This window comes from Cytobacillus firmus, assembly GCF_023715565.1.
Lineage (GTDB): Bacteria > Bacillota > Bacilli > Bacillales > Cytobacillaceae > Cytobacillus > Cytobacillus firmus_C.
Map to the genome: position 1 here is coordinate 1 of NZ_JAMBOJ010000065.1, position 14,434 is coordinate 14,434.

The following is a 14,434-nucleotide window of genomic DNA, read 5'->3' on the forward strand; positions in this document are numbered from 1 at the left end:
GTCCAGAAATGGCCTAGAAGATGACCTCGGAGAGGTCTATCATCATCTGAAAATGCTTCAAAGCCAATAAAATTCAAAAAAGAGGTCCGGAATGAGACTATTCCGAACCCCTTTTGTCTACAAACTGGACTGCCGTAAAGGCAGTTTTTTATTTATTTTAGGTATGTTTATTCCAACAAATAACAGTATAATAAGTATTGCGTGAGAATAATACGAGAGGAGATTTTGAATGACATACCCGAATACTAAAGAAACAATCAGCTTATTAAAAGAGCTTGTTTCAATTCCAAGTCCATCCGGAAATACAAATGAAGTGATTACATATGTTGAAAAGTATTTGAATGAGCTTAATGTGGAAACAAAACGCAACCGGAAAGGAGGGCTTATTGCATCCCTTCCCGGGAAAGACGAAAATAATCACAGAATGCTGACTGCGCACGTTGATACCCTTGGCGCGATTGTTAAGGAAATTAAGCCGAGCGGACGGCTGAAAATTGATTTGATCGGCGGATTTAAATACAACTCGATCGAAGGCGAGTATTGTGAAATCGAAACATCATCCAGCAATAAATTCACCGGCACTATTCTGATGCATCAGACTTCTGTTCATGTCTATAAAGATGCCGGGAAAGCGGAAAGAAACCAGGAAAACATGGAAATCCGCCTTGATGAAAAAGTACATAATGCAGATGATATTCGCGCACTTGGCATTGAAGTTGGGGACTTTGTATCCTTTGATCCTCGTGTGCAGACTACACCTGCAGGATTCATAAAATCACGCCATCTTGACGACAAGGCTAGTGTCGCGATTCTTCTTCAGCTGATTAAACAGCTGAAAGCTGATAACACTGAGCTGCCGTATACAACCCATTTCCTCATCTCAAATAATGAAGAAATCGGGTACGGCGGCAATTCCAATATTACACCGGAAACAGTCGAATATCTTGCTGTAGATATGGGTGCAATGGGTGATGGCCAATCCACTGATGAATATACGGTATCCATTTGTGTGAAGGATGCGAGCGGCCCTTATCACTACCAATTAAGAAAGCACCTCGTGCAGCTTGCCGAGGAAAATGGAATCGAGTACGAACTCGATATTTACCCATTTTATGGTTCCGATGCATCAGCAGCCATCCGTTCGGGCCATGATATCATACACGGCTTAATCGGACCTGGAATTGATTCATCCCATGCCTTTGAGCGTACACATGAGGATTCAATTGAAAATACAGCCAAGCTGCTGTATCACTATGTACAGTCCGAGATGATCATTTAGCAAAAAAGAAGAGGCTGGGACAGAACTAAATTGTCCGTTGTTAAAGCCGAATGATTTCTATTTTAAAAAGTAATAAAAATAAAAAAAACGAACTATTACGAAACTCTAAATCAGAATTTCGAATAATAGTTCGTTTTTTTCTTTGGTCGAAATGCTTTTGTCCCAGCCCCTTCTCTTATTATCTTATCATTCGGCTTCAGGCGGCCTCTTTCCTCTCTGAAGCTCCCAGATGGAAAGACCGAAATTCATTTGAAGATGAGGATAGTCCTTGAATTGTGTCCAATCCCCTCCCCATTCAAAACCAAGGTCCTTTGCAATTTCAACGACCTCCATCCAATCGGCCCTGCTGTTGCCGTTGCCATCATATTTCATATCCCAGATCACCTGACCATCTACGGACATAAGTGCGAAATCAATTGCCAGGCCAAAATTATGGTAGGACTCCCCCCCTTTTGCATGGGTAACAATATCCCCCTCAGCAGAACGGCCTTTTTCATATAAAGCATCCTGTTCTTCAATGCTTCTGAAATCCTGGGTGATGACTACGTTAATGCCTTTGTCTGCAGCCTGGGAGATTAGCTGATTCTTTTTTTCAGCAACTGCAGGGTGAAGAGCAGTTGGGAGATAAGTGTCCTGTAAATTAGGAGGACCTATATAATATCTGCTATATTCGTAAACTATTAAGCCAATTGCAGATAGTATGAGCAGAAAAACAACTAGTTTCAACATTGATTTTACTGGCAAGATTTCAAGTTCCTTTCTTAGCAGTATTCCTATATGTATATTAAATCATAAAAAGCCTCGGATTTCCCGTATCCGAGGCTTATATGACGATCTACACAACACACCTGTTAAATTAGAAAGGATAATATTATCTTATAACTTCAAATTTCACTTGGAAAGCTTTATGGTCAATTATCTTAAAACATTTTACACTTGTCTTCCTATTTGCAAATGAAATAATAAAATATGCTGCAGCAGGGTAATGAAAGTTCATGATGTCATCTCTTGAAGGCAATGGGGGTGCGGAAGGATGTGAATGGTACATGCCTGTCATTGTTTGAGAGAGCTTTTTCATCCCTGATAGGGCAGCTGAGACCTGTTTCATATCCATTGCAAAAGAAGTCGGACTTTTTTCCGTGCTCCTAATTTTCCACATCATTTCGTTTCGGCCATGTTGACCGGAAAGAAGCCCGCAAGCTTCATAAGGAAGATCTTCTCTGCAATGCTTAATTATTTCATTCAAAACCGAACGATTTATATAAACAACATTTTTGTTGTAAAAGTCAAATTTATTATTAACGGCCGCAGCAGCTCCTGCGTCTGGGTTGAGTGGCACTCGCAGTTCCCGAAACATAGATTTTTTTCTTGCCATTGCTTGAAGTTTGTTTTAATTCTTGATTTTTCCCTTTTAAAAGCTTTGATGCTTTCTTTGCTTTATTACCAGCTGGGAATTTTCTTACTTTTTTAAAACTGTCATAAAATTTTTTCGGTGTTTCCACTACAACCACTCCCGTTAGTTTTTTATTATTAATATTTAAAAGGATTAAAAACACTGCTCTGCGATCGAGCCTGAGGGTAGAATTTCTGGATTAAATCCAGTTTGTTCTGAGCTCGCTGCTGACTTGGATTCAATTGTCTTGGCTGATTATTCATATTCCTTGGCATTCCATTTACATTAGGGGTCCTGGACCTCCTAACGGAGCTTTGTTTTTGTTCAAATTGTCTCATTTCAGTTCTTTGGCTGCGTTGAGAAATTGCATTTTGCTGTTTCATCTTCTTCGATAATTTACTCTTCTGCATATTCTGCGGTGGTAATGAAGGTTGGTTATTCATATTTTCATATTCTTTTAACTGCTGGGATTTTGCATCCAGCTCTTCTTTCAAACGATCCAATTCTGATATCTTTTTTTCAAGACTAATATTTTTTTGTTTATATTCCTGAATCTCTTCTTTGAGCTGCTGGATTTCATATAGATATTCATCTTCACTGCCAGCTATGGCGTGTAGATTTTCCTTTATGTCAACCATTTCCCGCATATAAAGTTCCTCATTTTTTTCATACTGGTCAAATTGCTTGCTAAGCTTCTCCAGAACTTCTTCATATGAACTAACCGTAGCTTTCAACTCATTGATGGTACTTTGTAATTCCACTGTTTTTTCCAAATACTGAGTTTGTTTATCTCCATTAAGCCAATTCCAAGCCAACTCTAACCAACTCCCTCTCTTTATATTATTCATATCCATTTCATGATGAATAGGCATAATAATCTCTTTTATTGCCCAATTTTCATGGAATATCTGATAATCGGAGCCCAACTTCTGTATCATCAAATAATCCTCTTTCTTTAAGTCGGATAATTCGTTAATCTTTCTTTCGATCAGTTTAATGCGCTGCTTTTTATCCATCCCTTTTTGAGTTATCGGGTATGAAGCCCCTGGTTCTAAGCGTCTTGCTTCATGCTTTAACAGATGACATACTTTTTTATTTCCGTTCCCACTTTTTCGCTGAAGTGCGTTCTTGTAAAACTGATTTCTTTTTTCGTGAATTGCAGCTAAATGTTTATATTCGGCTATTTCTCTTTTTATTTGCTTTTTTTGTAATACAAATTGTTTAATCATTAATTCTTTTCTCTTTTTATCTTTCCTCCATTTTCCCTCCTCGAGACGAAGATGTCTTAAATAATGCCTAATTTCACCAATGATCATTTCTGTTTGGAGGAGAGCATCCTGCGGATTATAAGATTTCTCCTTATGGACTGAAAAGATGAGATTCTTTTGATTTGATATCTCATTAAAAGACATCTTATTATCCTGGTCATTTTGTAAACTTTTTCTGTTTGGCTGTATATCATATTTGGAGGAAAAAAGTCTATCTTGAAGATTTTTCATCTCACAGGAGTATAGTTGCCAATTGCCGTTCCTCACTAAAACCATTTTGGCCCTTTTCAATATTTCACTCTCCTCCCTCTGCACAGATTCTTGATATATCTATATGTTTTTATTTTTGTCACGTTACAAGCATAGAGAACATTATGTTATTACTACTTATGAGAATATTAAGACCGAGGTGTTAAGCATGGAAAAGATTTATCTTCTTGATAAGTTTTTAACTGTCCAGTATTTAAAGGAACTCGTGAAAAACAATGGTTTGAAGATTGTAAATCCTCCGCCGCAGGAGCTTGAAGAGACCCTGAAATATTATAAACAGCGACTAAGAAGCTCACTAGACGAGCCATATATCATGAATGATCACCAAAAAGCTAAAGTGAGAATCCCACTAAACCAAGATGAGTACTATTGCATGGAATGGAACATGACGAAGCTGAAGTACCTTATAAAACGAGCACAAATAAAAAAAGTGGAAGTCACAGAAAAGATCATTGCTTCTTCTCTCCCGGCTCATTGCGAAGACGATAATGATGATAACTGGACACTGCTATCCTTCCCTCCAATCACAAGCAAATATATCCTTGCTGAAGGAAATAAGGAAAACATAAGAACCGATCAAAAAATAAAGGATGCCTATCTTATCCAGCCTCAAGTACACCTCCAGGCAGTGACCCGTTCTATTTATAGGAATTTATTTGCTATTCATTTTAATTATTCCCTTATATGCAGTTATGTCGCCGGGCAGCTTACCCTTAAAGAAGTGGAAGAGAGAGTTCTTCCAGTTTTATAACCTGAAAGGAGTGAGGTTTAATGCTTGCTTCCATCATCTTTCCTGTAAAAAACGAAGGAATAAACGTAAAGAAAACTCTTGAATCATTTTTTTCCGTAAAGATTGGCTCTCCATTTGAAATCATTGTTGTCAATGACCAGTCTGATGATGAATGCTGTGATTTTCTTCAGGATCAGTTTTCGGATAAAAATATCACCTTAGTTAATACGCCAGGTGTAGGGGCAGCAATTGCAAGAAATACAGGAGCCGATAATTCAAAGGGGGATATTTTGGTATTTTGTGATGCCCACCTGGAATTTGAAGACTTTTGGCTAGACACGCTGCTTGAACCAATTCTTGATGGGACCTGCGATTCCATTACTCCCGCTATTGGCGCTATAGGAAATCCCAACTTTATCGGATACGGCCAAACACTATGGGTAAACGAACGTTCTAATAAATTCAGGACCCACTGGAATACCAAAAGGGATCACCTATTTGAAACTGCCATTCTGCCAGGCGGGTGCTTTGCAATCAGACGAAATGTATTTGAGGATGTTGGGGGATTTGAAACAGGGTTTCCGACTTGGGGACATGAAGATGTGGAACTTTCTATTAAGCTCTGGTTATTTGGCTACAAATGCTATGTACAGCCGAAGACGAAAGTACTGCATTTATTCCGAAAAGTGCAGCCCTACAAAATTGAACTGGAAGATTACTACTATAATCTATTAAGACTTGCCTATCTGCATTTTAATCCCAGCCGCATTCAAAAAATCCGTAAAATGATGGTAAATCATCTTAAATCAAAAGATGTTGAAAAAAGAGTGATTCAGAATGGGGCGATGGAGAAGAAACAGGTTTATTTGAAGGAAAGGAAATTTGATGATGATTGGTATTTTGAGAGGTTTGGGATTGAGTTTTAAAATACAATAGTTAGGTGGACCATCGCTATGAAAAATACAAATTCTTCTCCCTTGATTTCTATAATAATCCTTACTTGCAACAAATTAAATTTCACAAAACAATGTATAAGGAGCATCTTCCAATTTACAAAAGAGAATTTTGAACTTATTGTAATCGATAATGCATCTAAAGACGGTACTGTCAACTTTTTAAAAACCCTTCCTAGAACTATTGTCATAAATAATAAAATTAATAAAGGTTTTGCTGGGGGATGCAATCAAGGATTTAGAGCAGCCAAGGGAGAATATATTGTATTATTAAACAACGACACAGTTGTTACAGACGGATGGCTTAACAAGATGCTGAGTTGTTTAATTAAAACTCCTACTGCTGGCATTGTTGGCCCCAGATCTAATTTTGTAATAAAGCCTCAAGCAATTCCCACTGTTCCTTATAAGACTATGGAGGAGATGCATAAATTTGCTTCTGAATGGTCAATAAATCATAATTCTCAAAGTTTTGAAGTGAACACTCTAAGCGGGTTTTGTATGCTTTTTAACAAGAATCTACTTGAAAAAATTGGTGGGATGGATGAACAATTTAATCCTGGCTATTATGAAGATACTGATTTCTGTTTAAGAGCTCGATTATTTGAAAAAAAACTGATGGTTGCAAATGATGTTTTTATCCACCATTTTGGGAGCAGCAGTTTTAATAATAAAAGAAAACAAAAATTGATCACAATAAGGAACAATGAAAAAAAATTCTTAAATAAATGGAACATGACAGACCTTGCGAATCTTGATTCCGTTGTCTTGCAAGAAAAACCATTTATTAAAAACAGACACTTCATTCCATATAACTGATCTCTATTTTCTAATTATCTTTATCATATTAAATTATTAATATATGAAGCAATTCTTTCAGAAGAACCCTGAATTTTATTAAATAAATCAAATATCACTTTTTCCTGTTCATCTAAAAAATTATTATAATAGTTTTGATCGCTCCTTAACTTCATAATTAGTGCAGATAATTCTTCATGAGTTTTAGCACACGCTAATTTTACGAACTCTTCAGAGTAATTAGATTGGAAAATCTGGATTACTGGCTTACTCATTGCTGCTGCTTCAAAAACTGAGGTTGAAAAATCTCCTACTATTATATCAGCTTGTTTGATTAATTCATAAATATCTAAATCTTTAACAATTTGGCTCTTTTTCATAAGTCCTTGGCGAAGATAAAGCTGACAGTCTTCAAGTGAAGAGTTAGGATGAAGCTTATAAATTACATTAATATCCGGTATTTGACTAATACCTTTTATAAAAAGGTTTAAATTTTGGATATTATATTCCTGATTAGGAATGCCAGTTAGTATATATAGAACTAAAAGATTAGTATTCACCTTTCTATCTGTCTTTGAAGTCCCATCGCTCTCTTCCTTAAAGTCACTTATTACTTTCTCGATTTTTGGATTTCCAAAGATTACAGCTGGAGGGCTCCCACCCTTATTCTTTAGATTTCTTTTAAAGAAATCCCCCCATAAAAACACGAAATCTGCTCCTTTAAAATCATGGCTTTGGGACTTATTTGCACTAAAAAAACCATGCTGCATAAGGGCGCAAAGTACTGGATATTTTGTGTTCTTAATGGAACTAATACAACCTGGATTTAAGATAAAATGGATTCCATACAAGCATCTTGGCCTAACCATTTCAAGGAGGTTAGTGGTAAATATTCTGTCAAAAGCATATCTCCGATAAAAAGCCTTTAACTTTTTCATTTTTGTATCATCTAGTCTCATTTCATTACCGAATTGAGTGATACGATTTAAAATGTTATTCAGGAAATATTTACTAGACAGATTATGCACATTGAAATCCTTTACTAAATTATTATAATCTAAAATATTTACATTTTTTGATAACATGGAGAGCTTGGGAGAGGATTTGTCATAGATAAGGAGATTAACAGAGCGACCCATTTCTGCAAGACGATTTGCTACTGTAAAAAGAAGATACTCATAATCTTTTCGATAACATCCGAAAAAGAATAAAACATCAGATAAATACCACTCATTTTTAAATGTGCTTTTATCAATAGTTAAAGTTGAATTATCATCTTTGGCAGAGTATTGTACTTCTAATGATTTTTCACTTAAAATTTCCCATCTAATTAAGAGATCAATATTTTCTTTAATAAAAACAGGATATTTATTTAAAATGTTATTTTTTTTAAAGTCACCAGATAAATTATTCTTACTCAATTCATTAATATACAATCCATATTCATTCCCAAGTAATTTAGTATTCATCGTTCTTTTAATTTCGTCCTGTGATCTTGTATATGACCAAACTCTTAAGTCACGTAACTCCCCCTTAAAATAACCATATTCTGAACCTCCAAAAATACCTGAAGCATACAATGTTTTTTTTGTACTTATTAATCCTTTTTTTACGAACTCTCCGTTTATATATAAATAAGGTATTTTATTTTTAAATACTAATGCTATGTGTGTCCAATTTTTTATTGTAGTGGGATGTACTAAGGTAGCCGGTAAATGATTAACTGTATGTTCATAAACCGAGATTCCATTTTCTCCAATTGAAATACCTGTTCCTGCTTCGTTTATTGTTCGACCGTGCCCTGGGGAAATGATATAGTTTTGTCCTTTTATCCCTGATAATCCCATAACGGATTCTTGATCAATTTTATGTACTGCAGCAGGTTTGATCCAAAATTCGTAAGTAAAATTGTTTACTAGATCTTTTAGTAACGAGCTAAAGATTATTCGTTCTTTACCATTAAAAGTAATAATGTTATCTTTATTCATCCTTTACACCTCAGTTTTTGAATGTTCCTCAGACCCATTTTTAACTTAACTTTTTAAAAAGGTTATAGTCTTTTATAAAGTATTCCAGTGTGTTGGCAATAATTCGGTAAAGCTTATTTTGAGATAAATAATTTATGGACGAATTTGACGACTAGCTTTGATTAAGTTAAACAAACCTAAGATATTTTAAAATGGGTAGATCTTTTTGAAAATTGGAACAGCACTCGTCAATAACAACGAGTGCTTATTTTTAAATATTTTTAAACGTTATTTTTCTATTTATAATTTCCGTGTTACAGGATGAATATCAAATTGATTCCCAGCTTAATGGTGTTCCAGCAATAATATTTTTCTTTGCTTTTTTTCCAAGAATCAAATTATAATACTTTGGTTCCAATCCATTCCCAGGTCTCACTATTTTTGTATTTTCTTTAGTGAGAATATCTCCACATTTTACATCTTTTGTCACATAAATAGACCGGCGGAATTTTAACGAGGACTTTTCCTTTTCAGTTGGTCCATACTCTATCTTACCCAGAGCCTGCCATGCTCTCTCAGTTTCATTCACAAGGGCTTTCATCTCTAATGGTTCCATTGAAAAGGCAGAATCTACTCCGCCATCTGCCCTTGATAAAGTAAAATGTTTTTCAATCACAGTCGCACCCAAAGCCACACTAGCTACAGCAACTCCAGTTCCCATTGTGTGATCGGATAATCCAACTTGACATTTAAATAAATCTTTCATATGTGGGATTGTAGAGATATTTGTATTTTCTGGCGATGCAGGGTATGTGCTGGTACATTTTAAAAGTATTATCTCATTGCATCCTGCATCACGAGCAGCTCTTACTGCTTCATCTATTTCCGCTACAGTTGCCATCCCTGTTGAGATTATGATTGGTTTGCCGGTAGCACCTACTTTTCTTATCAGGGGTATATCTGTGTTTTCAAAAGATGCTATTTTATACATAGGTACATTTAGTTCTTCGAGAAAATCGACAGCCGTTTCATCAAATGGCGTACTAAATGGAATAATCCCCAGTTCACGGCATTTATCAAAAATTGGTTTATGCCAATCCCAGGGTGTGTATGCTTGTTGATATAGTTCATAGAGAGTATTTCCAGCCCAAAGACTATCTTTATTGTCAATTTTAAAGTCATTTTTATTAATATTTAATGTCATAGTATCCGCAGTATATGTTTGAATTTTTAATGCATGTGCCCCTACTTTCGCAGCTTCTTTAACGATATCCAATGCACGTTCTAATGATTGGTTATGATTACCTGACATTTCTGCAATTATAAATGGCCGATGATTGGGACCGATCACTCTTCCTTCTATTATGATTTCATTCATATCATCACTTTCCTTTGCCCTATCAATATATTTACATAAAAAGCCTCTAAAGCAATAGTAAACTCTTATTAAGAAGGTTACTTAATTGCTTAAATATCTTGGCCCCAATAGCATTACTTAATTTCTATCCCTTTTTCACTTAATTTTTTTTGAATAATAGGTTTACTAATTAACCATTCTTCCATGAGCAATCCGTATCTTAAAATATCATGAAACTGACCATCCCTTTGTAGGTGTTTTCTAAAATGGCCTTCTTTACAAAAGCCTAATTTTTGATGATACAAGATACTTGTTTTATTACTAAGCAGCACTTCTCCGTAAACCTTCCCTATTTTTAATTGTTGAAAAGCCCATTCCAATGCTAAATATCCCATTACCGTACCAGACCCTGAAGGAGCTTCTGCCTCGCCAATATAAAAGCCCCAATAACAATGATTATTTTTAAAATCCACATCGTTAAAGCTTACCAATCCCGTTTCTGTATGATTAATTGTAAAAATAAAATAGTAATCTTTTTGAGAAGAAGATATCTTTTTAAACCACTTCTGATGCTGTTCAAGATTAATAATTTCGTTATTATACATGGAGTTTCTTATTCTATCCGTGTTACGCCAGCGCAGAACAGTTTCTAAATCTCCTTCTTCTAATGGTCTCAGTGCATATTTCACATTACCTCGGCCTCCTTATTCTAAAATTTCAGATAACAGAATCTGGCACTTATCGGTGCTACCTTTAAATAACCTCCTGGACCTATCAGAAATCTGTCTTAATACAGAGGGATTATTCATTAACTCTTGAACTTTTAAAGTTATATCCTTTTCTTTGACGAATTCTTTTGGTCCTATATATTTAATAATTCCTAATTGATCTAGAGTTTGTGCAATCAGTTCCTGGTTCGGGGCAACAGTAATTACTATGGATGGTAGACCTAAATAGCAGCGCTCCCATGTAGTTGTTCCCCCTGCACCAATTGCTAAATCTGCACTATACATTAGTTCAGCCATATTATTAATTTGATAGTGCAGGTTAATAAATTTATATTGACTGCAAATGCTAACTATTTCTTTCTTGTGAATATTACTCTTTCCAATCACAACGTCCAGCTCAATAGTAATAAAATCAAGCTGCAGAATTGCCATAATAGTTTTTTTAGTTTCATTAGTAGAATCTGTTCCTCCAAAAAACACTAAAATCTTTTTCACATTTCCATTGTGCTTTTTATCAATTGGGTTACATGAATAAAATTCATCGCGCAGTAAGACATACTCTGGCCCTAAAAACAGCTTGCAGCTTTGGGGTACTAAGTTTTGATACCGATCTTTATAATTATGATAAAAATTCTGATCTAATAATATATCACAATCATGCAATCGATCAGCTAAATCATCAATAACCATGATTCTTTTCACAAATTTTCTTACCTCTGATTCCCAATTCTTATCAATGGCATAATGGTCAATAATTAGCACTGAAATTTCATTTTCAAGCCTATTGACAACACTAATTGTTTCGGCTGCGTCAACCTTCCAATGAACACCAAGCCATTTAGAATGTGCGGTTATTAAAGGTAAATTCTTGTTATCTTTATAGTTGGGCAACATTATTAAATTAAAATGTTGTTGTTCGATAATTTCACCCAGATTACCCAGTAAATCGCGACAGACAAATGTTACATTTGCACCTTTATTGCGTAAAGAACAGGCAAGCGTAAGACATCTCATTACATGTCCAGAGCCTATTTCTTGCGAGGAATCGACTCGAAACATGATATTTTTTTTTTGTTTCATTTGATAGGATACTCCCTCTGTTTAATGATTGTATGATGATGCGAAGGATATAATTATTAAGTTTATTCCCCTCAAATGCTATTGTTTTCATTAAAGTTATTTAATATTGTTGCTTTGCTAATTTCCTCTACTAGAGATTTGTTGCTCATCCATTTGGTAGCAATTTTCTGGTTTATTTTAGCTATATGTGGATTTTTAATTAAATGTTCTCTTATCTGGTGAAAGAATAATGGTTCTTTTTGTACATCTAAGTCTTTATATATTTTTTCGAATAATTCTAAGTCCCTTGATTCATCCAGAGTTAGACGCCAATTTGGATAATCAAATTCTTTTGGTAAAGTAACATTATTAATTGAGAATATTGACGGGTTATTCAAAAAATAGAATGAGAGGTATTCGGTGTGGGTTAATGGCTTCGGTTGATTGATAAGTCGACGAAGAGCTTCAACTGTAATTATATTGCCCGATGTTCCTATTGCACTAGAGTTTTCTTGGGTATAATCTGCCTCTTTTTTTAAATGTTGTTCGATTAAATAACTTATAATTTCAGGTGATACAGCAGGACAATCACCAGTAATACGGATAATGATATCCGCTTTTGTCATCTCAGCGGCATCAAGCATTCTCTTCGCGACATTTTCTGGATCACCTCTTAAAATTTTCACTTTCCCGTCTAATGAGAAATTTTCAAGCATATCATCTTCCGGAAGAAAAGATGTAGCTAAAACGACATCATCAACATTAGGAATTGCCAAACAATTATACAAACAGCGTTCAATTGATGGAATACCATAAATAGGAAGCAAAGCTTTTTTAGGTAATCGAGTAGATTTCAGCCGGCAGATTACAGCAATTGTAATTCTAGGTTTTTTAATTTTTTCCACTGTAATAGGTTCGTTAATCTTTATGTCTTTTTTCAAAATTTGAGGAAATAACTTTTCAGCTTGTGAAGGCATTAGTGCACTATGGTCGCCGCATCTCTTGTAATTCGTCTTTTCAAGTGTAATAATTTCTCCTTTTTTCAGGTTCCGGTTTGATACGACTCGCAACGAAGCATCTTCAAGATACTTTCTTTCAGATTCATTTACTTCACTGGTCCCGATAGCAATTTGAGCCTGTTTGAGCTTTTCAGTCATTAATTTAAACTCATCTGGCTCCAGTGAAGAAAAATAATCGTAACCTTTATCTTGCCTGTTTAAAGTGATATGCTTTTCAATCACAACTGCTCCTGAAAAAAGTGCATAAACAGGGAGTTCAACAGCAAGTGGACTATCAGCATCCTCGTGATCGGCAAAACCAACTTCCAAGTTATATCTTTCTCTCAAATAAGGAATACGGCTGAGGTTTACATCCTCTGTTTTTGTAGGGTAACCCTGAAATCCATGCATAAGGATAACTTCACTCGTAATATATTTTTTTACTAAGAGTATCATTTGATCAATTTCTTCTTCATACCATCCTCCAACACCAATTAGAACAGGTTTTTCCAACATACCAATTCTTTTTATAAGGTCTGATGATTGGAGTATAGTAGTCGGCAGCTTTATCCCATCAACATGATCCTTTAGACGAAGCAGCAGCTGTATGCCCCAAGCATCATAAATATCTGCCCAAACCTCTAAACCCAGTTCCTTTGCAAATTTAACACTTTCTTCCCAGGTTTTTTCATCCAAAAATAATTCTTCATAAGCTTTGAAGAATTTATAGCTTGGCACTGCAAGATAATCGTATTTGAACCATTGAAATTTCACACCGTTTGCTCCATTTTCAGCTGCTGCCTTTATTAATTCTTTTAGATTCTCCTCCTTTCCCTGATGGGCATTTGCTATTTCAGCTATAACTTTGACATCCCTGCAGCTTTTCTTATCATTTATACTATTTTGCGAGGCAACATGTTTATTAATCAAATTCCAGTCCGGATTTTTCTCCAGTATTTCCAGCACATCCAAAAATGAAAAATGTTTATTGTTTGGATATAATTCCTGAATAATTTTTTGAATAAGAAGAAAATCTTCCTCTGTATCAAGAGTCCACTGATGTACGCTTGCATCAAAGTCATTTTGTATATTTAATATTTTAAATTTTTCAGGATGATGATATATATAATTTGTAACATGCTCGCGATAAAAAATTTCTTTTGCCTCTTCATGAATTTGTTTCAATAGCTTAAAAGTCATTACTTCTGTGTCGAGTCCTTTCGGATACGTCCGAACTAATGTGTTACAAGCAAAATCATAGTATTCAAGAGATTCTAAATACGCATTAACAACCTTATCGATTACATCTGGATCGATCAAAGGGCAATCCGCTGTCAGCCTTACAATTACATCTGCTTGGAACTTTGCAGCTGACTCATAATAACGTGATAAAACATCCTCTTCTGACCCCCTGTAATATGGTAAAGATAGTCTTTTACATAAATCTACGATTTGATTATCATTATCTTTTGTTGTTGTTGCAATTACTATTTCATCAATTGTTTTTGCTTTCTTTACACGGTCTATCTGATATTCTAATAAGGGTTTGTCCTGTACTTTATTTAATACTTTTCCTGGAAGCCTGGTGGACCCCATACGTGCTTGAATAATAGCAATCACTTTCATAAAGTCAA

At 35.1% G+C, this 14,434-nt stretch carries 13 protein-coding genes; 4 read left to right on the plus strand and 9 right to left on the minus strand.

Features of this window, described 5'->3' with window-relative positions:
* Nucleotides 1–229: 229 nt before the first annotated feature.
* Nucleotides 230–1,279, plus strand: coding sequence for a M42 family metallopeptidase (locus tag M3205_RS20800; protein WP_251171626.1), 1,050 nt, complete (start codon nucleotides 230–232; stop codon nucleotides 1,277–1,279).
* 186 nt (nucleotides 1,280–1,465) lie between these two features.
* Here the strand turns inward: M3205_RS20800 and M3205_RS20805 are convergent, their stop codons facing one another.
* From M3205_RS20805 to M3205_RS20820, 4 genes are all read right to left on the minus strand, one after another.
* Nucleotides 1,466–2,023 (minus strand): M15 family metallopeptidase, encoded by a 558-nt coding sequence (locus M3205_RS20805; protein WP_285886757.1) that lies wholly within the window; start codon nucleotides 2,021–2,023, stop codon nucleotides 1,466–1,468.
* Between the two features lie 127 nt (nucleotides 2,024–2,150).
* Complete coding sequence (locus M3205_RS20810) at nucleotides 2,151–2,654, minus strand: M67 family metallopeptidase (RefSeq protein ID WP_251171628.1); 504 nt, start codon at nucleotides 2,652–2,654, stop codon at nucleotides 2,151–2,153.
* A complete protein-coding gene (locus M3205_RS20815; RefSeq protein WP_251171629.1) occupies nucleotides 2,578–2,781 on the minus strand; it encodes a hypothetical protein in 204 nt (67 codons plus the stop codon). The genes M3205_RS20810 and M3205_RS20815 overlap by 77 nt, the downstream gene beginning before the upstream one ends.
* Nucleotides 2,782–2,809: 28 nt before the next feature.
* Nucleotides 2,810–4,171: a hypothetical protein gene (locus tag M3205_RS20820; protein WP_251171630.1), complete on the minus strand. Its 1,362-nt coding sequence runs from the start codon at nucleotides 4,169–4,171 to the stop codon at nucleotides 2,810–2,812.
* A gap of 187 nt (nucleotides 4,172–4,358) precedes the next feature.
* On the opposite strand from M3205_RS20820, the gene M3205_RS20825 reads away from it, so the two are divergent.
* Genes M3205_RS20825 through M3205_RS20835 form a run of 3 tightly spaced genes read left to right on the plus strand, consistent with a single transcriptional unit; the run spans nucleotide 4,359 to nucleotide 6,712 of the window.
* Nucleotides 4,359–4,961 (plus strand): hypothetical protein, encoded by a 603-nt coding sequence (locus M3205_RS20825; RefSeq protein ID WP_251171631.1) that lies wholly within the window; start codon nucleotides 4,359–4,361, stop codon nucleotides 4,959–4,961.
* A gap of 20 nt (nucleotides 4,962–4,981) precedes the next feature.
* A complete protein-coding gene (locus M3205_RS20830; RefSeq protein WP_251171632.1) occupies nucleotides 4,982–5,866 on the plus strand; it encodes a glycosyltransferase family 2 protein in 885 nt (294 codons plus the stop codon).
* Between the two features lie 27 nt (nucleotides 5,867–5,893).
* Complete coding sequence (locus tag M3205_RS20835; protein ID WP_251171633.1) at nucleotides 5,894–6,712, plus strand: glycosyltransferase family 2 protein; 819 nt, start codon at nucleotides 5,894–5,896, stop codon at nucleotides 6,710–6,712.
* A gap of 23 nt (nucleotides 6,713–6,735) precedes the next feature.
* Here the strand turns inward: M3205_RS20835 and M3205_RS20840 are convergent, their stop codons facing one another.
* From M3205_RS20840 to M3205_RS20860, 5 genes are all read right to left on the minus strand, one after another.
* Nucleotides 6,736–8,679: a LamG-like jellyroll fold domain-containing protein gene (locus tag M3205_RS20840; RefSeq protein WP_251171634.1), complete on the minus strand. Its 1,944-nt coding sequence runs from the start codon at nucleotides 8,677–8,679 to the stop codon at nucleotides 6,736–6,738.
* A gap of 307 nt (nucleotides 8,680–8,986) precedes the next feature.
* Nucleotides 8,987–10,036: a pseudaminic acid synthase gene (gene pseI, locus M3205_RS20845; RefSeq protein ID WP_251171635.1), complete on the minus strand. Its 1,050-nt coding sequence runs from the start codon at nucleotides 10,034–10,036 to the stop codon at nucleotides 8,987–8,989.
* A gap of 113 nt (nucleotides 10,037–10,149) precedes the next feature.
* The gene (gene pseH / locus M3205_RS20850; protein ID WP_251171636.1) at nucleotides 10,150–10,704 is read right to left on the minus strand and encodes a UDP-4-amino-4,6-dideoxy-N-acetyl-beta-L-altrosamine N-acetyltransferase; all 555 of its coding nucleotides are present in this window, start codon (nucleotides 10,702–10,704) and stop codon (nucleotides 10,150–10,152) included.
* Nucleotides 10,705–10,719: 15 nt separating this feature from the next.
* Nucleotides 10,720–11,823 carry a UDP-2,4-diacetamido-2,4,6-trideoxy-beta-L-altropyranose hydrolase gene (gene pseG / locus M3205_RS20855; protein WP_251171637.1) on the minus strand — a complete coding sequence of 368 codons (1,104 nt, stop codon included), beginning with the start codon at nucleotides 11,821–11,823 and terminating at the stop codon, nucleotides 10,720–10,722.
* A 71-nt stretch (nucleotides 11,824–11,894) separates the two neighbouring features.
* A complete protein-coding gene (locus M3205_RS20860) occupies nucleotides 11,895–14,426 on the minus strand; it encodes a cytidylyltransferase domain-containing protein (RefSeq protein ID WP_251171638.1) in 2,532 nt (843 codons plus the stop codon).
* Between the last annotated feature and the right edge of the window lie 8 nt (nucleotides 14,427–14,434).